We start from the raw sequence: 16,447 nt of genomic DNA, 5'->3' as shown, positions 1-16,447 counted from the left end.
GATGGTTTCCACAGGAAAGGCTGTTTTGCGCATCCCTGTCCTGCGCGGGGCTTGCCGTCAGACGTCGGGAAACAGGCGCCGGGTGAGCCGGCCGAGCGTCAGGCTCTGCACGATGATGGTGAAGGCGACGACGGCGTAGCAGGCGACCAGCAGCAGGTCGCGGTGGGGGGTGTCGGGCAGCGACAGGACCAGGGCCACCGCGATGCCGCCGCGCACCCCGCCCCAGGTCAGCACGGCGGTCGCCGCCGCCTTGCGCTGGCTGCGCAGATGAAAGGCGACCACGGGCAGCACGCTGGCCAGCCGGGCCACCAGCGCCAGCAATGGCGCCAGGAACGCCGCGGCCATCACCGGCGCCTGCCAGGACAGCACCACCGCCGCCTCCAGACCGACCAGCATGAAGAGAATGGCGTTCAGGATGGCGTCCACCATTGACCAGAAGGCCTTCATGATGAAGCCCGTCCGCTCCGACGACACATGGTGCTTGGCGGTGTTCCCGATCAGCAGCCCCGCCATCACGACCGCGATGGGACCGGACAGGCCGAGACGCTGGGCGAGGCTGTAGGTCGCCGCCGCCAAGGCCAGCGAGATCGACAGCTCCACCGCCGGGTCGTCCGCGCGGCTCTTCGCACAGAAGGCGATGGAGCCGGTCGCCAGCCCGAGCAGGACGCCGCCGCCCGCCTCCTTCACGATGTCCCAGGCGACGCCCCCCACCGTCAGGTCGGTGTCGGTCCCGGTGGCGAGCCCGAGCAGGAGGGCGAACAGCACCACCCCCATGCCGTCGTTGAACAGGCTCTCGCCCGCGATGGCGGTGCGCAGCCCCTCCGGCAGCGGCGCCTTGCGCAGCACGGCCAGCACCGCCACCGGGTCGGTCGGCGCCAGCGCCGCCCCCAGCACCAGGCACCAGATCAGCGGCACCGGCTGGCCCACCGCGCCGAAGACCAGCCACATCCCCGCCCCCATGACGCCCGCGGAGATCACCACCCCCAGCGTCGCCAGCAGGGCCACCGCCCAGCGCCGCCGCCACAGCGGGCGTCCGTCCTGCTCCACCGCCCCGGCGAACAGCAGGAAGGCCAGCACCCCTTGCAGAAGCGCTTCGGGCAGATGGGCGCTGGTGACCAGACGCTCCTCCCAGGCGCGGATGTCGATGGCCGGCACCAGCGTCCCGACCACCGCCGTCGCGAAGGCGAAGCCGAAGGCCAGGAGGAACACCCCCGCCGTCGCCGGCAGGCCGAGCAGGCCGCGGCTGGCGAAGCTGAACAGCGCCGCCAGGGTCAGCAGGAGGGACAGCAGCTCGAAAATGCCCATGGGAGTCCGTTGAACGTCCGTCGGCCGGGGATGGGACAAGCCATGCCAACAGGGCGTCCGCCGCGATCCTCTCGCGCTCAGTCCTCCGGAGCGTCCAGCCCCTCCAGAATGGCCGGGGCGAAGGCGGCCCGCCAGCCCTCCCGATGCCGGATGTCGCCGAAGGCGGGCAGGACCCGTTCCGCCCCGGTGGCGGCGACCAGCGCCGTCAACTGGCGCAGCGTCGGGTGGACGTTCCAGCGCCGGTACCGCGCGCGGCCCGCGTCGACCAGTGTCCGCGACGGCGTGCCGGCGGCGAGATAGCCGGTGAAGACGATGTCCGGCCCATCCAGACCGGCCCAACGTTCCACCAGCTCGGCGGCGGTGCCGCTGGTGGCGTTGGGACCGGCGGCGAAGGTGACGTCGCGCGGGTCGCCCGGCACCTTGGCACGGTCGAGCAGCCGGCGCAGGCGCTCCTCCACGCCGGGCCGCAGGGCCGTGTCGGCCTCCGCCAGCAGATGGGCGATGGCGGCGCGGTGGGCGTCGTCGATGGCCGGGACGACGCCGTGATCCAGAGCCCACAGGGCCATTTCCGGCCCGCGCCCGTCCGCCGCCACGGGGAACAGCGCGCCGCCCGCGTGGAGAAAGGGCTCCAGCGCGGCCAGCCGCTCCGCCTGCGGGGTGTCGTCCAGCCCGTAGGAGGCGTCGAGGATCACCCGCCGCGCCGGCGGCGGCGGGTCGAAGGGGAACAGGGCCGATTCGTCGGAATGGTCGCCCATGTAGAGAATCCCGCCATCCTCGGTGCCGAGGTGGATCCACACCCCGCCCGGCGCGTGGCCGGACCGCCCGGTGGTCACCGGCACGCCCTGGATCTCCAGGGTCCCGCGGACGGGCAACGGCAGGGCCGCGACGGTCGGCGGCAGGAGGCGGGCGGCCAGCGGCGTGGCGTAGACCGGCGGGCTGCCGACCCGGTGGCGCAGGCCCAGGGCGCCGGCATGGTCGCCGTGGGTGTGGGTGACCAGGATGGCGTCCACCCGCCCCGCCCCGCTCAACGGCGGCAGGCGCCCGGCGTCCGGCCCCTCGCCGAGGTCGAGCAGCAGCCGCGCCCCGCCGATCATCGCCAGGAAGCAGGCCGGCCCCTTGTCGCCCAGACCCGACAGCGCGCGCAGCCGGGCCTTGCGCCCACGCCCCGTCATAGCCCCCGTCATCGCCCCCGTCATCGCCCCCGTCATCGCAGCGTCACTTGACATCACGCCCCCGTTCCGCACTGTGCCTATCCCTCGCCGCCTTCCTGAATAGCGCGACTTCCGGTGCCATGACCACTCAGACGCCTGCTCTCCTGATCGACGACGCCTCCCGCCACTATGCCGGGACGCCGGCCCCCGCGGTGGACGGCGTGACCATCGACGTGGCGGCGGGCGAGTTCCTCGCCCTGCTCGGCCCGTCGGGCTGCGGGAAAAGCACGCTGCTGCGCATGGTCGCCGGCTTCGAGCGGCTGGACGGCGGGCGCATCACGGTCGGCGGGCGCACGCTGTCCGGCCCCGGCACCCACGTCCCGCCGGAGGAGCGGCGGATCGGCCTCGTCTTCCAGTCCTACGCCCTGTGGCCGCACATGACGGTGGCCGGCAACGTCGCCTACCCGTTGGAGACCGCCCGTGTTCCCCGCGCGGAGCGGGAGCAGCGGGTGCGCGCCGCGCTCGACACGGTGGGGCTGTCGGGCTTCGACGCGCGCCACCCCGCCGAGCTGTCGGGCGGCCAGAGGCAGCGCGTCGCCCTGGCCCGCTGCCTCGTGATGAGTCCGGAGCTGGTTCTGCTGGACGAGCCGCTCGCCAACCTCGACGTGCATCTGCGCGCGGCGATGGAGGAGGAGTTCGCCGACTTCCACGCCAAGACCGGCGCCACCATGGTCTACGTCACCCACGATCAGGCGGAGGCGATGGCCCTGGCGACGCGCATCGCCGTGCTCGACCACGGGCGGCTGGCCCAGGTGGCGGCGCCCCGCACGCTCTACCGGGAGCCGGCCACGCGCATGGTCGCCGGCTTCGTCGGCCAGGGCGCGGTGGTGGACGGCGTGGTGACGGGTCCGGTCGCCGACGGCCGCGCGCGGGTGCGCCTGTTCGGCACGGAAGCGCTGGTCCGCTGCCGCCTCGGCCAGCCGGAGGGGCCGGCGCTGGTCTGCCTGCGGCCCGAGGATCTGGAGCCGGCCGCGGACGGCCCCATCGCCGCGACGGTGGTGCGGGCCGCCTACAAGGGCGGCTTCGTGCTGGTGGAGGCCGAACCGCAGGCGGCACCGGGCGTGCGCCTGCTGTTGCGGGTATCCGGGGACGCGCAGGTCGCGCCGGGCGAAGCGCTGCGCCTCGCGGTGCGCGACGGCTGGGTGGTGCCGGAGGGGGTGTGAGGGAGGAGAAAAGCCCTCCCCTGCGAAGCGGGGGAGGGTTGGGTGGGGGCCCGTCTCAGGAACGACTCACCCCCGCCAGGGAATGATCCCCGCCGGCAGCCGCCGCCCCAGCCAGCCGACCGCCAGCAGCACCGCCACCACCACCGCGATGGTCACAACGCTGAGCGCGGCGGCGAGCGTCGGGCTGCCGCCCTCCTCCAGCGCGTAGACGACGACGCCCAGCGTCTCCCGCCCCTGCGACCACAGCAGGATCGACACGGTCAGCTCGTTGAAGGCGGTCAGGAACACCAGCACCCCGCCCGCCGCCGCCGCGGGGGCGACCAGCGGCGCCACGATGGTGCGCAGGCGGCGCAGCGGGCCGGCGCCGCAGGCGCGCGCCGCCTCCTCCATCGCCGGGTCCAGCGCGGCGCAGGCGGCCTGGGCCGGGCGCAGGGCCAGCGACAGGAAGCGCGCCAGATAGGCCGCCAGGATGATCCCCAGCGTGCCGTAAAGGCTGATGCTGAGCAGCGGCAGCGGCTTCAGGAAGACCAGGATGCAGCCGATGGCCAGCACCACGCCGGGCACCGCGTGCGGCAACTCGATCAGCACGCCGACGGCCCGGACCAGCCGCCCGCCCCTTCCCGGCCCGGCCATCGCGTGGGCCAGCGGGATCGCCAGCAGGACCAGCAGCAGCGCCGCCGCCCCCGACAGGACGAAGGAGTTGGTGAAGGCCCGCCCCACCTGATCGAGCCCCAGCACCGTCGCGTAATGCGCCAGCGTCGCCGTCTCCGGCCCCAGCGGCAGGCCGTAGACGCGGATCAGGCTGGTCGAGGCCAGCGCCGCCAGCGGCGCCGCCAGGATCAGCGCCACCACGGTCCAGCAGAGGAGTTCCAGCGGGCGCCGCGCCCGGCCCAGCCGAAGCACCGCCGCGGGCGCCGAACCGCCGATCACCCGCGCGTCCACCCGCGCCTGGAGCGCCATCTGCGCGGCGATGCCGACGCAGGCGATGGCGCCGATCAGCACGGCCAGCACCGCCACCTCCGGCAGGACCGACGGGCCGAACCCGGCCAGACGCCGGTAGATCAGCGTCGGCAACACCGGAATCCCCGCCGGGATGCCGAGCAGCGCCGGAACCCCGAAATTGCCCAGCGCCGCGACGAAGGACAGGGCCAGCCCGGCGGCCAGCCCCGGCAGGCTGAGCGGCAGGACGATGGTGCGCAGCACCCGCCCGCGCCGCGCGCCCGCCGCCTGCGCCGCCTCGACCAGATCGCGCGGCACGGCGCGCAGCGCGGCGCGCAACGCCAGGAAGACCAGCGGCGCGTGCTCGATCCCCATCACCAGGATCATCCCGGCGGAGGAATAGACGGGGTTCGGCGTGCCCGGCGCCGGGGCGAGGCCCAGCGGCTTCAGCAGCGGGCTTCCCGACCCGGCGAGGTGGATCCACGACAAGGCGACGATCTGCGCCGGGATCATCAGCGGCAGGATCAGGCAGAAGGCCAGCGCCGTCTTTCCCCTGAGGTCGGTCAGGCCGCAGAGCAGCGCGAAGGGCACGCCCAGCGCCGCCGCGACGACCGTGGCACCCGCCGCGATGGCGACGCTGTTCCCGGTGGCGCGCCACGTCATCTTGGACGTCAGAACGCGGCTCATCGCCGTCAGGTCGCCCGCCGCCATCGGCCCGGCAACCTCCCACACCAGCCGCAGGATCGGCAGCAGGACGATCAGCCCGGCCAGCGCGAACAGCAGCGGCGCCCCGGAAACGGAAAAACGACCGGCGGCGTGGAAAGGCCGCCGGTCGTTGAGTGTTGCCAGACTCATTTTTATCCGCCGGATGGGCTCAGCCGCCGAACAGGTCGGCGAAGTCCTTCTTGTTGGCCTCGTCGTCCTTCAGCGCCTTGGCCGGGTCATAGGGCATCAGCGAGATGAAGGAGGTGTCCGGGAAACCGGCCGGCGGCGCCACCCCCGGCAGCGCCGGCAGGAAGCCCTGGCGGGAGGCCAGCTCCTGGCCCTCCTTGCTCAGCAGGAAGGCGATGAAGGCCTTGGCGGCGTCGGGATTCTTGCTGGTGTTCAGGATGGCGACCGGCTCGGTCACCGCGCTGACGCCCTCCTTGGGGAAGACGAAGGCGACGGGCGCCCCCTTGGCCTGCTCGCGGATGGGCAGGTAGTCGACGATGACGCCGTACAGCTTCTCGCCGCTGGCCACCGATTTCAGGATGCCGCCGTTGCCCTTGGCCGCGGTGGTGCCGTTGGCCTGGAGCTTCTCGTAGAAGGCCATGCCGAGGTCCGGCTGCTCCTTCACGGCGGCCATGTGGATGGCGGCGGCGCCGGAATAGAGCGGGCTGGGCATCACGGTGGTGCCCTTGGCCTCCGGCTTCAGCAGGTCGAGCCAGGAGGAGGGCTTCATCGGCGCCGCCGTGTTGTACGCGATGCCGGTGGTGATCAGCTTGGTGGCGAACCAGGTGCCGTCCGGATCGTGGGTGCCGGGGCGGTAGCCCTGCACCGGCGCGTCCTTGTAGGCCAGCAGGCGCTTCTCCGCCTTCAGCGACTCCATGGTCACCGCGTCGGCGATCAGCAGCAGGTCGGCCTGCGGGCTGCCCGCGGCGATCTCGGCGCGGAGCTTGTTCATCAGCTCGGTCGTGCCGCTGCGGACCCACTCGACCTCGACGCCGGGGTTCTTGGCCTTGAAGGCGTCCACCGTCTGCTTCGCGTCGGCTTCGAGCTGCGAGGTGTAAAGGACGAGCTTGCCGGCCGGCTGGCCGGCGGCGGGCTGGGCGGCGTGGGCGGGCAAGGCCAGCAGAAGCGCGCCGGCGGCGGCGGCGATGGTCGTTCCGATGGCGGCGAACGCCGCGGCGAGGTGTGTGCGCTTGGCCTTCATGTCTCCCGTTTCCCTCTCTGGTCGTCTCCGCCGGTCCGAAGCCCCACTGGAGTGCCCCGGTATGCGAACGAAGGCCCTTGTTTACGCCAGAACCATGACAGCCGCGTGACGGTGGCCGTTCCGGACGGTCTTCAGCGTCATACCCGATTGGGGCGGCACAGGGAAAGGGGACGCCCAGGGGAAGGAGGGGCGGAGGACGCCGTTTCCTCCTTGCAGAGGCCCAGAGCGTTGCGGGTGGCCTCCAGCCGGTCGGCGGAGCGCGCCACGGCGTTGGCGCTCTTGCGCAGGCGATGCAGGCTGCGGACCATGCTGTCCACCGAAGCACCGCGGAGCTGGGCGGCGCGGGCGGCGGGGGCGTTCTTGTCGTCGGGCACGGCGTGCAGAGGCGCCGGCTTCGTCACCAGCAGGGTGGAGACCTCAAGCCGCATGGCGTTGTCGCGGACCGCGTGGACGCGGTGCACCAACTCGGCCAGGGAGATGTCGCGGCACAGGCCACGGCACCACAGGGAACCGGTTTCCGACCGCATGCAGAATCCGCAGCCCGTTTCCTGGCGCCACAAGCGCTTCGCGGTGTGTACCGGCATGCTCCACCTCGTTGGTCCGTCCCCAGCAAAGCGCCGGAGAGGGCTGCGAGGCAAAGCGTCTTTGGCGATACCGCTCTGTGGGGATGCCCGAACGCCCCTTCTTCGAACGGAGTCGCGCGAAGGGCTTGGAAGACAAGCCGTTCGACAGCACCCTTACGGACGACAGCCAAAGCGACAGGAGCGCGGACCGTGACCAGCGAAGCCCCCGACCGGGCCATCCTTCAGATCGAGTATTGCCGCCAGTGCCGCTGGATGCTGCGCGCCGCCTGGATGGCGCAGGAGCTTCTGACCACGTTCGAAGACGAGCTGGGCGGCATCACCCTGATGCCCGGCACGGGGGGCATCTTCGAGGTGCGGCACGGCGCGGCGGTGGTCTGGTCGCGCAAGGCGGAGGGCCGCTTCCCCGACATCACCGAACTGAAACAGCGGGTGCGCGACCACGTCGCCCCGGACAAGCCCCTGGGTCACGCCGACCGCAAGCGGCCGGCGGACTCCTGAGAAACGGTCAGCGGACGGCTTTCACGTCGGTGACGGCCACCGTCTGCTTGGCCGGCGCGGAACCGAAGCCCTGCTCCAGCAGCTCGGCGACCTCGCGGTCGCGGGCGGCGGCGGTGGTGCCGCCCAGCACGACGGCGACCAGACGCTGGCCGTTGCGGCTGGCGCTGCCGGCGAGGTTGAAGCCGCTGAGGTTGATGAAGCCCGTCTTGATGCCGTCGTAGCCTTCGACGCGGCCGAGCAGCCGGTTGTGGCCGGGGACCACCGTGCCGTTCCAGTCGAAGCGCGTGCGCGAGAAATAGGCGTATTCCCGCGCCGGGCGGGACACGATGGCGCGCGACAGGCGGGCCATGTCGCGGGCGGTGGTGCGCTGCTCCTTGTGCGGCAGGCCGGAGGCGTTGCGGAAGGTGGTGCTGGTCATGCCCAGGGCCTGCGCCTTCGCCGTCATCATCTCGGCGAACTGCTCCTCGCTGCCGCCCAGCGCCTCCGCCAGCACGACGGCGACGTCGTTGGCCGACTTCACGGTCAGGGCGAGAATCGCGTCCTCCACCCGGATGGTCGAGCCGACGGCGAGGTTGAGGCGCGACGGCTTCTGGTTGGTGGCGTGGCGCGACACCGGCAGTTCCTGGTCCAGCCGCAGCGTGCCCCGCTCCAGCGCCTCGAAGGTCAGGAGCAGGGTCATCATCTTGGTCAGCGACGCCGGGTAGGTCAGCGTGTCGGCGTTCTCCGAATCGAGCACCCGGCCCGACTGCGCGTCCATCAGCACATAGGCGTGGACCGGGCGGAAGACGGCGGCGCCCGCCACGGTGCCGGCGGCGGCCCCGGCGGCGACGCGGCCCGCCCGGCGCGCCTTGCCCGTGCGGTGCGCGGCGGCCTTGCGCAAAGAAGCCTTCTGGGTGGCCGACTTGTGGACGGCGGCCTTGTGCGCGGTCCGGACCGCGGCGGGCTTCGCCGTTGTCTTGGACGCTGCGGCCTTCTGGGGCGCAGCCTTAGCGGCCGTCTTGGCGGCGGGCTTGGGCGCTTGCTTGTGCACCGTCTCCTGGGCCGCCTTGGCGAGGGCGTCCGCAGGGTTGACGGCGACGGGCGTGGCGACGGCCAGGGACAGAAGCAACGGCAGGACGAAACCGTACGGCGAACGCGGCATGATGGCGACCGGATGGAGAGATGGTCGCCTCCTGTACCCTGAAAGCGGTTAACAAAAAATGTGTCGAATCTCTGGCGCCTTGTGTGATTTTGCGGTTCCGGCGTGAGCGGCGCCATTTACCAATCTGCTGGTAGCCGTCGATGCCATTGCCTGTGTCGCAGCGGCAACTCTGCTGTGCACATTGTGGCACAGAAGCATCATCGGGCGCGATGTCACTTGTGCCGCGCCGCCGCGGGCGTCAGATGTCTTATGCCGAAAGGGCGCTGGTTCCCGCGTGTCGTCCGTGCGACCTCACGTATGGACAGGGCCTTTCGTTAGCCGTCTGTTCATCGCCGCGTGGGATGCTTCGATTATGCTGACGACCATTCGCACCTGCGCCCGGCCCGCCCTCGGAGCGAGGGTCGCCGCGTGCCTCCTCGCCGGGCTGCTCGCCCTGCCCGCGCAGGCCGCGCCGTCCACCGCTTCGGGCACCTCAACGGGCCGGGATGTCGTGGGAACCTGGATCGCGCGGATCGACCAGCGCGCCGCCGAACTGGAGGCCATGCCCCGGGTGCAGCAGACGCGCGTGGGCTACGGTTCCGTCCTGAAGAAGGGCGACGGCGGCATGGTCGACGTGGTCGCACCCGGCCCCGTCCGCCCGTCCGACGTGCCGGAGGGCACCGCCCCCGCCGCCGGGACGGCGCCGACGGTCGTCGTGACCCCGCCCGCCGAACCGATCCCGCAGGCCGATCCGTCGGCGACCCCCGGCCACGCGCTCAGCGGGACGGCGACCCCCGGCACGGTGGTGGAGGTTCTGCCCCCGCCCCCGGCCCTGACCATCCAGGTGCGGGCGCGTGCCGCCGACCGCGTCGGCCGCCTGTCCACCCGGCTGATCGAGCTGGGCTTCCTGGACAAGGAGCAGTGGACGGAGACCTTCGACGACAACCTCGAAACCGCCGTCCGCGCCTTCCAGCTCTCCGAGGGGCTGATGCAGGACGGCAAGGTCGGCGAGGTGACGCGTCAGGCGCTCGACCGCACCACGAAGGAGGCCGCCAAGCTGATGCGCGGCGCCACCGCGTCGATGCGCGCCTTCCAGGCGTCGGTTCCGGACACGGTGATCCTGGTCAACCTGCCCAGCCAGACCGTGTCGTACATCGAGCGCGGCAAGCTGAACTTCACCATGCGCGCCGTGGTCGGCCGCCCGTCGCGCCAGACCCCGCTGCTCCAGGACCGCGTCACCAGCGTGACGATCAACCCGACCTGGACCGTGCCGCCGACCGTGCTGGTCGAGGACAAGCTGCCGGTGCTGCGCAAGAAGGGCAACACCGGCATCAAGGACGCCGTCGTCTATCTGGACGGGGTCGAGGTGGTGCCGGAAAGCATCAACTGGTGGCAGGTGACGCCGGAGCGCATCCGCATCGTCCAGAAGCCCGGCGACGACAACGCCCTCGGCCGCTTCCGCTTCAACCTGACCAACGGCGACGGCATCTTCCTGCACGGCACCAACGACCCGCGCCTGTTCGAGCGCGACCTGCGCGCCGCCAGCTCCGGCTGCGTGCGGCTGGCCGACGCGCGGATGGTCGCGGAGACGCTGCTGCGCCCCGCCAAGCTCGACTCCGCGGCGATCGAGCGCCAGCTCGACAGCGGCAAAACCAAGACGGTCTCCCTGCCCAACGCCGTGCCGGTCCGCTTCGTCTACTGGACCTCCACGGTCGAGAGCGACGGCACGGTGCGCGTGCATCCGGGCATCTACGACGACGTGCCGTCCAGCCCGTCCGCTCCGGCCTCGGCCACCCAGGCCCCGGCCGCCGCCGGCACCGTCTCGGCCCCCCGCCGGGTGGAGCCGAAGCCCGTCCGCCCGACCCCGGCCGCCGCGCCGCAGCCGGCTCCGGCGCCCGCCCAGTCGTCCTCCACGGCCACCCCGGCCCGCGCCGCCGACACGCGCAACGGGGCGGAGGCCGTCCGCACGGCGATGTGACGCCGCCGCGCAGGAGCACGCAATGCCGAACGTGGAAAAGGCGCCGTCTCGACGGCGCCTTTTTCGTGCCCATCTTACTTTTCGTGTCCATCTGACCGGCCTAGGGCGGCGCCCCGTCCCGCGCCGCGGCGGAGGTGCCCAATGATCCCCTTCCCGGCTTCGGCGCGGCTGTGCGCCTTGCTCCTGCCCACCTTGCTGCTTGCCCCGGCCCCGGCCTCCGCCGGCGGCTGGCATGGGGGGAACTTCTTCGGCTTCAGCGTCTCGCTGCCGCTGGCCTTCGGCTTTCCGCCGCCCCTCTATGTTCCGCCACCCCCCGTGGTCTATGTGCCGGTTCCCCAGCCGCTGCCGGCGGTGCCGTTGGCCACCCAGACCTCCCCCACCTATCTCGGCCCCGGCGGGCGCTCCTGCCGTGATTTCCGGATGCCCGGCGTCGTCGGCGGACGCCCCGCGACGCTCGTCGGAACCGCCTGCCTCGACCCGGACGGCCAATGGCGGGTGGTCGGTTGAACCGGAGGCCGACGCGGGCAACTCTATCCGCAATATCGGGATATCCCCAGAAGCTGTGGGTAACTCTGTGAGCGAATCCGGGAGCAACCTGTGAGCATGGCCGTGAATCCGCGACCTTGACCAAGTTGCCTAAATTTCAGGCACCGCTGAAAAGGCGGAATTGCCCGACTTTTGCGGGTTTCAACGGTTCCCGACCCGTCTGGAAAAACAAAAAAGCAACATTCGCAGAGTCAAGGACGCCGTTCAGACGAATGTGCATAACTCGGGCTAACCCGGTCCATCGGCCCCACCCACCGTTGCGGCGCGCCCGTTGGCGAACCGGCGGGGCTCACGCGCACAGGCGGGCCAGCAACTCGGCCAGCCGGGTCCGCTCCTCCGCGGACAGTCGCCCGGTCAGTTCGGCCTCCGCCTGGGCAATGGCCGGCCCGGCCGCCTCCACCACCCGGCGCCCGCTGTCGGCCAGTCGGACGAGGTTGCGGCGGCGGTCCAGACTGTCGGGGCTGCGCAGGAGGTAGCCGCGGTCGATCAAGCGCACCACCACCCCCTGCATGGTGGCGGGGTCCATCGCGATGCTGCGCCCCAGGTCGATCTGCGACATCGGCCCGTGCTGGTGCAGGGCCGCCAGCGCCGCCCATTGCGGCGCCGTCAGGTTGAAGGCGGCCAGAGCCTCGCTCAGCATGGCGGTGGCGCGCTGGTGCACGCGCCGGATGCGGCTGTGGATGGATTCGGTGGGCACGGTGCAAAGGGCGACGTCGCAACCCTCCCTGCCGTCGGCAGTATCGGTGCCGGCCATTTCGGTCGGGAGAGCCATGAACGCGGTGGCCTCGTGTCAATGAACGACACTTTGGCCTTTAGCACCGATCTGTGTCGGTTGTGTTTCAGGAGCGCCTTACGACATTACCGTTCTGAAATATGACAAAAGTCGAGGTCACTCCGCCGCCTGACGGACCGGCGATGCGACGGCTTCGCACGTCTCGCGCCGCTCCAGATCAATGAGCTGGACCATACGGCGCTCCACGGCGACCAGATACTCGCGCGTTTCCAGCCCGCGGCACTCCCGGCTGTGCCGGCGCAGCAGGATGATGGCTTGGTAGGAGGGATTGCGGCTCCACGACATGGTCGGCTCGCGCGGGAAAGACGGTGGCGGGGCTCCAATTACAATTGAGAAATATTACGGGAATGCGAGCGGCGCCATGAAAATGATTCGTTGCGAACGGGACCCTGGTTTGCTCGGAACGGTTACGCCCGCCGTGACCGCGGCGCATGCCGCGCACGCGAGATGGTGGAAACGGGTGGCTTTGGGAGAAGCGACGGGCGCGGACACGACCGCCGCGTCGGCGGCCGTGGCGGCCTTTCCTCCGTCGGATGGTGGCACGCCGTGATCCGGCGGCCACCGGGACGTGCGCCGATATGGACGCAAAATGGAGTTATCTGACCCGTTAATCGTTGCATCTGCGCCCCCATGTGGCATGAACGCCCTGTGGAGTTTGGAGAACATCCACCACCGACAATCCTGTTCCGGTTGCCACTTGCGACGGTTCGGCCCGTTCGGGCGCAAGGACGGCCGACCTCCTTCACCAGATTTCCTTGGCGATGCCCCATTATCTGCGTCTGTTTCTCTTGATCGTGGCCGCCGTGGTGCCGCTCGCGACGCTTCAGTTCATGACGCAGCACAGCCTGCGGCAGGATCGGGAGAATGAGGTGCGCAACGACACCCTGCGCCTTCTCGATCTGCTGGACGCCGAGCAGCAGCGCATCGCCGCGGAAGCACGGCAGGTGCTCGCCACGATCGTCGAATCGGGCGTGCCGCAGGCGGGGTCGCCGTCCTGCCAGCAGACCATGGACCGGCTGCGCACCCGCTATCCCGCCTATCTGTCGGTGGAGGTGGCCGACCGCGCCGGCCGCGTGTGGTGCGCGACCGATCCGGTCTCGCTGGGCGTCGATCTCGGCGGCATCCGCACCTTCCAGAACGCGCTGGCCAGCGGCGCCCTGACGATGGGCGAGTATGGGCTGCGCTACCCCAACCAGCGCCCCATCCTGCCCTTCCGGCTGGCCTACCCGTCGCCCGACGGCACGTCGGGCGGCGTGGTGACGGTGCTTCTCGACGCCAGCTGGCTGGAGGAGAATCTGGGCCGCCGTGCCCTGCCGCCGGGCATGGAGATGGTGATCGCCGACCGCCAGGGTCACGCGGTGGCGCGCCTGCCGGAAGCGCCCGAGGCCATCGGGCAGCCCCTGCCCACCGCCATGCTCCAGGCCATGCGGGCGGCGCGGGGGACACGGTCGGTGGCCGTCTTCGAGACCGACGGGGTGGAACGGATGGTGGTCTCCGCCCCCCTGGAGACCGGCAGCGGCGAATCGATGATCGGCATCGGGATCGACCGCGACGCGGCGATGCGCCCGGTCCAGGACGCCATGGCCTCTTCGCTGGCGCTGTTCGGCGGGGTGCTCCTGCTCACCTGCCTGGGGGCCGCCTGGGGCATGCGTCAGTTCCTGCGGGTGCGCGAACGGATGCTGGAGACGGTGGTCGAAAAAGCCTCGGTCCTGGAGAGCACGACGGACGCCGTGGCTGAACTCGACCGGTCCTGGCGGGTCGTCTTCGTCAACGAACGGGCCCGCTCCCTGCTGTCCGGGTCCGGAAACGCCGTGGGACGGAACGGACGGCAGGCCTTCGCGGAGCTGATGGCCGGCGAGTCCGGACGGACCCTGCAGGAGGCGATGGAGCAGCGGGAAGCGGTGGAGTTCGAGACGCGGGGGCCGCGCAGCGGCGTCTGGTTCGCCGTGCGCGCCTTCCCGTCGCGCAAGGGCTTGGCCCTTTACTTCCGGGACGCCACGGAGCGCCGGCGCCTGGAGGACGAGCGGACGCTCCTGACCCGGCAGCTTCAGGAGGAGCGCGGCCTGCTGACGGCCATCCTGGACCATCTGCCCTCGGGGCTGCTGGTCGCGGAGGCGCCGAGCGGGCGGATCGTCAAGGTGAACGACACGGCGCTCCGCCTGCTCGGCGGCCCGCCGCTCGCCCCCATCGGCCCCGATGGTGATGGCGGATTCGGTGATGGCGGATTCGGCGATGGACTCGGCCCGCTGTCCCGCGCCCTGCGGAACGGCGAGACGGTGGAGCAGGAGGACGTGCCCTACACCCGGCCCGACGGCACCGCCATGACCCTGTCGGTCAGCGCCACGCCGGTCCGGGGGCCCGATGGGCGGGTGACCCTGGCGATCTGCACGCTGCGCGACGTCGGGGAGCGCAAGGCGATGGAATTGGCGCTGCAGCGCGCCAAGGAGGAGGCCGACGAGGCCAACCGCGCCAAGTCGAAGTTCCTCGCCGCGGCCAGCCACGACCTGCGCCAGCCGATGCAGTCCATGTTCCTGTTCACCGGCATCCTGCACCGCTTCATCCGCGACGAGCAGGGGCAGCGCAGCCTTGAAATGCTGGAGCGCGGCCTGGACACGCTGAAGGGCCTGCTGGACAGCCTGCTGGACGTGTCGCGGCTGGACGCCGGGGCGGTCGATCCGCGCGTGGAGCCCTTCCCCCTGAACAGCCTGCTGGACGAGATCGCCGCCTCCTACGCGCCGATCCTGGAGAGCAAGAACCTGGCCTTCCGCATCGTGCAGAGCCATGCGGCGACCGTGCTCAGCGATCGCGTGCTGCTGGGCCGGATGGTGCGCAACCTGCTGGAGAACGCCGTCAAGTACACCGAGCGCGGGGCGGTGCAGATCGCCGTCCAGACGCAGGGCAATGGAGCGCCGGGCGACCGGGTGCGGATCGAGGTCAGCGACACCGGGATCGGCATCCCGTCCGACCAGTTGACCCGGATCTTCGCGGAGTTCCACCAGCTCAACAACCCGGAGCGCGACCGGGCGCGCGGCCTCGGCCTCGGCCTCGCCATCGTGCAGCGGCTGTCGGCGATCCTCGATCATCCCGTGGAGGTGAAATCCCAGCCGGAGCGGGGGTCCGTCTTCGCCATCACCGTGCCCGTGGCTGCGATGGAGACGGTCCCGGCCCCGCCGCCCGTGATCGCCTCCGCCTTCACCGGCGGCGGCGAAGCCCCGCGCGCCCTGCTGGTGGACGACGACGCCATCGTCCTGCTGGGGCTGCGCGACATGTTCCGCGAATGGGGCTACGAGGTGGTGATCGCCGGCTCCACCGACGAGGCGGTGGCGAAGATCAAGACGGACGGGCGCATGCCCGACGTGATGCTGGTCGATTACCGCCTGCGCGAGGAGCGCGTCGGGACGGAAGCGGTGGTGCGCGTCCGCGCCATGGCCGGATGGGACGTGCCCGCCGTGATCCTGACCGGAGAGGCCGGCCCGGAATGCGAGATGGACGCCGCCGCGCACGGGCTGGAGGTGATCCGCAAGCCGGTGACGCCGCGCCAGCTCCGGCGCGTCCTGGACCGCGCCATGGCGAAGCGGGCGAAGACGGCGGCCGCGACCGGCACCGAGGGCGAGCGCCTTCCCCTGTAGAAGGTCCCGCGGCGGTTTCGGGCCACCCGGGAAAGAAAGCGGCCCGCCGTCCGATCGGACGGCGGGCCCTTGAGGTGCAAAACAGGGAGGCACACGCCCTTGGGGCACACTGAACATAGCGACGGGACCTACGCCGCGCGAAAGGGTGAAAGGCGTAGCGTCCGGCGTGTCCGGGGTGCGCCGAAGGAAGGAAGCGCCCTCCCCCGAAAAAATGAGCGCCTCGGAAGATTTCGCTTGAGCGCCGCCGTCGGCACGGCTATATCAGCGCTCCCGCGTCGCCCCAAGGGATGCGGGACAAAGAGCAGACGATGCGCTTGTGGCGGAATTGGTAGACGCGCTAGGTTCAGGTCCTAGTGGCTGAAAGGCCGTGGGGGTTCGAGTCCCTCCAAGCGCACCAACACTTCTTGTGTTGGTCTGATCATAAGTGGGGCCATAGCTCAGCTGGGAGAGCGCTACAATGGCATTGTAGAGGTCAGGAGTTCGATCCTCCTTGGCTCCACCATCATGAAGCCAGCAACCCCGACGGGTTGCTGGCTTTTTCCTTTTGGCCCCGGCGCTGCGGCCGGTCTCGGCGCGCCGGCCCGCGCGCCCGGACGCCTCCCTGGGGGATCGAGGCGGCAAGACGCTGCGGTCCGCCATGCCCCGCCATCGATGGCGGGGCCGGTCATGCCCTTAAACCGGCGGCCCCTTAAACCGGCGGCCTTTCGAACCGGCAACCTTTTGAACCGGGAGGGTGAGCCGCGTGGAGCCAAGCCCCCCCGGCCACCCC

General features: G+C 71.1%; 13 protein-coding genes and 2 tRNA genes. 7 read left to right on the top strand and 8 right to left on the bottom strand.

The features are described from left to right. Positions 1 to 57: 57 nt before the first annotated feature. A complete protein-coding gene (locus ABVN73_RS14655; RefSeq protein ID WP_353860388.1) occupies positions 58 to 1,305 on the bottom strand; it encodes a sodium:proton antiporter in 1,248 nt (415 codons plus the stop codon). Between the two features lie 77 nt (positions 1,306 to 1,382). Next, positions 1,383 to 2,531, bottom strand: a complete 1,149-nt coding sequence (locus tag ABVN73_RS14650) for an MBL fold metallo-hydrolase (protein WP_353860387.1) — start codon at positions 2,529 to 2,531, stop codon at positions 1,383 to 1,385. A 65-nt stretch (positions 2,532 to 2,596) separates the two neighbouring features. On the opposite strand from ABVN73_RS14650, the gene ABVN73_RS14645 reads away from it, so the two are divergent. Continuing rightward, positions 2,597 to 3,679 carry an ABC transporter ATP-binding protein gene (locus ABVN73_RS14645; protein ID WP_353860386.1) on the top strand — a complete coding sequence of 361 codons (1,083 nt, stop codon included), beginning with the start codon at positions 2,597 to 2,599 and terminating at the stop codon, positions 3,677 to 3,679. A 66-nt stretch (positions 3,680 to 3,745) separates the two neighbouring features. Here the strand turns inward: ABVN73_RS14645 and ABVN73_RS14640 are convergent, their stop codons facing one another. The 3 genes from ABVN73_RS14640 to ABVN73_RS14630 form a co-directional block, all read right to left on the bottom strand. Beyond that, positions 3,746 to 5,473: an iron ABC transporter permease gene (locus ABVN73_RS14640; protein WP_353860385.1), complete on the bottom strand. Its 1,728-nt coding sequence runs from the start codon at positions 5,471 to 5,473 to the stop codon at positions 3,746 to 3,748. Between the two features lie 19 nt (positions 5,474 to 5,492). Continuing rightward, complete coding sequence (locus ABVN73_RS14635) at positions 5,493 to 6,530, bottom strand: ABC transporter substrate-binding protein (protein ID WP_353860384.1); 1,038 nt, start codon at positions 6,528 to 6,530, stop codon at positions 5,493 to 5,495. 137 nt (positions 6,531 to 6,667) lie between these two features. Continuing rightward, entirely contained in the window at positions 6,668 to 7,114 is a 447-nt protein-coding gene (locus tag ABVN73_RS14630; protein ID WP_353860383.1) for a hypothetical protein, read from the bottom strand. Positions 7,115 to 7,303: 189 nt separating this feature from the next. Between ABVN73_RS14630 and ABVN73_RS14625 the strand changes: the two genes are divergently transcribed. Further along, positions 7,304 to 7,612 (top strand): Rdx family protein, encoded by a 309-nt coding sequence (locus tag ABVN73_RS14625; RefSeq protein WP_353860382.1) that lies wholly within the window; start codon positions 7,304 to 7,306, stop codon positions 7,610 to 7,612. A gap of 7 nt (positions 7,613 to 7,619) precedes the next feature. Here the strand turns inward: ABVN73_RS14625 and ABVN73_RS14620 are convergent, their stop codons facing one another. Then, positions 7,620 to 8,753, bottom strand: a complete 1,134-nt coding sequence (locus tag ABVN73_RS14620; RefSeq protein WP_353860381.1) for a D-alanyl-D-alanine carboxypeptidase family protein — start codon at positions 8,751 to 8,753, stop codon at positions 7,620 to 7,622. Positions 8,754 to 9,105: 352 nt separating this feature from the next. On the opposite strand from ABVN73_RS14620, the gene ABVN73_RS14615 reads away from it, so the two are divergent. Together ABVN73_RS14615 and ABVN73_RS14610 are read left to right on the top strand one after the other, a co-directional pair. After that, the gene (locus ABVN73_RS14615; protein ID WP_353860380.1) at positions 9,106 to 10,710 is read left to right on the top strand and encodes a L,D-transpeptidase family protein; all 1,605 of its coding nucleotides are present in this window, start codon (positions 9,106 to 9,108) and stop codon (positions 10,708 to 10,710) included. Positions 10,711 to 10,851: 141 nt separating this feature from the next. Further along, positions 10,852 to 11,217 (top strand): hypothetical protein, encoded by a 366-nt coding sequence (locus tag ABVN73_RS14610; protein ID WP_353860379.1) that lies wholly within the window; start codon positions 10,852 to 10,854, stop codon positions 11,215 to 11,217. 328 nt (positions 11,218 to 11,545) lie between these two features. Here ABVN73_RS14610 and ABVN73_RS14605 read toward each other — a convergent pair whose 3' ends face one another. Next, the gene (locus ABVN73_RS14605; protein WP_353860378.1) at positions 11,546 to 12,028 is read right to left on the bottom strand and encodes a MarR family transcriptional regulator; all 483 of its coding nucleotides are present in this window, start codon (positions 12,026 to 12,028) and stop codon (positions 11,546 to 11,548) included. A gap of 117 nt (positions 12,029 to 12,145) precedes the next feature. Next, positions 12,146 to 12,334, bottom strand: a complete 189-nt coding sequence (locus tag ABVN73_RS14600) for a hypothetical protein (protein ID WP_353860377.1) — start codon at positions 12,332 to 12,334, stop codon at positions 12,146 to 12,148. Positions 12,335 to 12,810: 476 nt separating this feature from the next. On the opposite strand from ABVN73_RS14600, the gene ABVN73_RS14595 reads away from it, so the two are divergent. The 3 genes from ABVN73_RS14595 to ABVN73_RS14585 all read left to right on the top strand — a co-directional run bounded on the left by ABVN73_RS14595 (position 12,811) and on the right by ABVN73_RS14585 (position 16,180). Then, complete coding sequence (locus tag ABVN73_RS14595) at positions 12,811 to 15,678, top strand: ATP-binding protein (RefSeq protein WP_353860376.1); 2,868 nt, start codon at positions 12,811 to 12,813, stop codon at positions 15,676 to 15,678. 310 nt (positions 15,679 to 15,988) lie between these two features. Next, positions 15,989 to 16,075: transfer RNA gene (locus ABVN73_RS14590), tRNA-Leu, on the top strand. Between the two features lie 29 nt (positions 16,076 to 16,104). Beyond that, positions 16,105 to 16,180: transfer RNA gene (locus tag ABVN73_RS14585), tRNA-Ala, on the top strand. Positions 16,181 to 16,447 lie beyond the last annotated feature (267 nt).

Source organism: Azospirillum formosense, from assembly GCF_040500525.1.
GTDB lineage: Bacteria > Pseudomonadota > Alphaproteobacteria > Azospirillales > Azospirillaceae > Azospirillum > Azospirillum formosense_A.
This window is presented reverse-complemented; position numbering and strand designations above follow the sequence as displayed.

What these genes read in the sequence shown, in the direction of transcription:
- ABVN73_RS14655 (WP_353860388.1), bottom strand. Translation starts at nt 1,305, where the DNA reads ATGGGCATTTTCGAGCTGCTGTCCCTCCTGCTGACCCTGGCGGCGCTG.
- ABVN73_RS14650 (WP_353860387.1), bottom strand. Translation starts at nt 2,531, where the DNA reads ATGTCAAGTGACGCTGCGATGACGGGGGCGATGACGGGGGCGATGACG.
- ABVN73_RS14645 (WP_353860386.1), top strand. Translation starts at nt 2,597, where the DNA reads ATGACCACTCAGACGCCTGCTCTCCTGATCGACGACGCCTCCCGCCAC.
- ABVN73_RS14640 (WP_353860385.1), bottom strand. Translation starts at nt 5,473, where the DNA reads ATGAGTCTGGCAACACTCAACGACCGGCGGCCTTTCCACGCCGCCGGT.
- ABVN73_RS14635 (WP_353860384.1), bottom strand. Translation starts at nt 6,530, where the DNA reads ATGAAGGCCAAGCGCACACACCTCGCCGCGGCGTTCGCCGCCATCGGA.
- ABVN73_RS14630 (WP_353860383.1), bottom strand. Translation starts at nt 7,114, where the DNA reads ATGCCGGTACACACCGCGAAGCGCTTGTGGCGCCAGGAAACGGGCTGC.
- ABVN73_RS14620 (WP_353860381.1), bottom strand. Translation starts at nt 8,753, where the DNA reads ATGCCGCGTTCGCCGTACGGTTTCGTCCTGCCGTTGCTTCTGTCCCTG.
- ABVN73_RS14615 (WP_353860380.1), top strand. Translation starts at nt 9,106, where the DNA reads ATGCTGACGACCATTCGCACCTGCGCCCGGCCCGCCCTCGGAGCGAGG.
- ABVN73_RS14610 (WP_353860379.1), top strand. Translation starts at nt 10,852, where the DNA reads ATGATCCCCTTCCCGGCTTCGGCGCGGCTGTGCGCCTTGCTCCTGCCC.
- ABVN73_RS14605 (WP_353860378.1), bottom strand. Translation starts at nt 12,028, where the DNA reads ATGGCTCTCCCGACCGAAATGGCCGGCACCGATACTGCCGACGGCAGG.
- ABVN73_RS14600 (WP_353860377.1), bottom strand. Translation starts at nt 12,334, where the DNA reads ATGTCGTGGAGCCGCAATCCCTCCTACCAAGCCATCATCCTGCTGCGC.
- ABVN73_RS14595 (WP_353860376.1), top strand. Translation starts at nt 12,811, where the DNA reads ATGCCCCATTATCTGCGTCTGTTTCTCTTGATCGTGGCCGCCGTGGTG.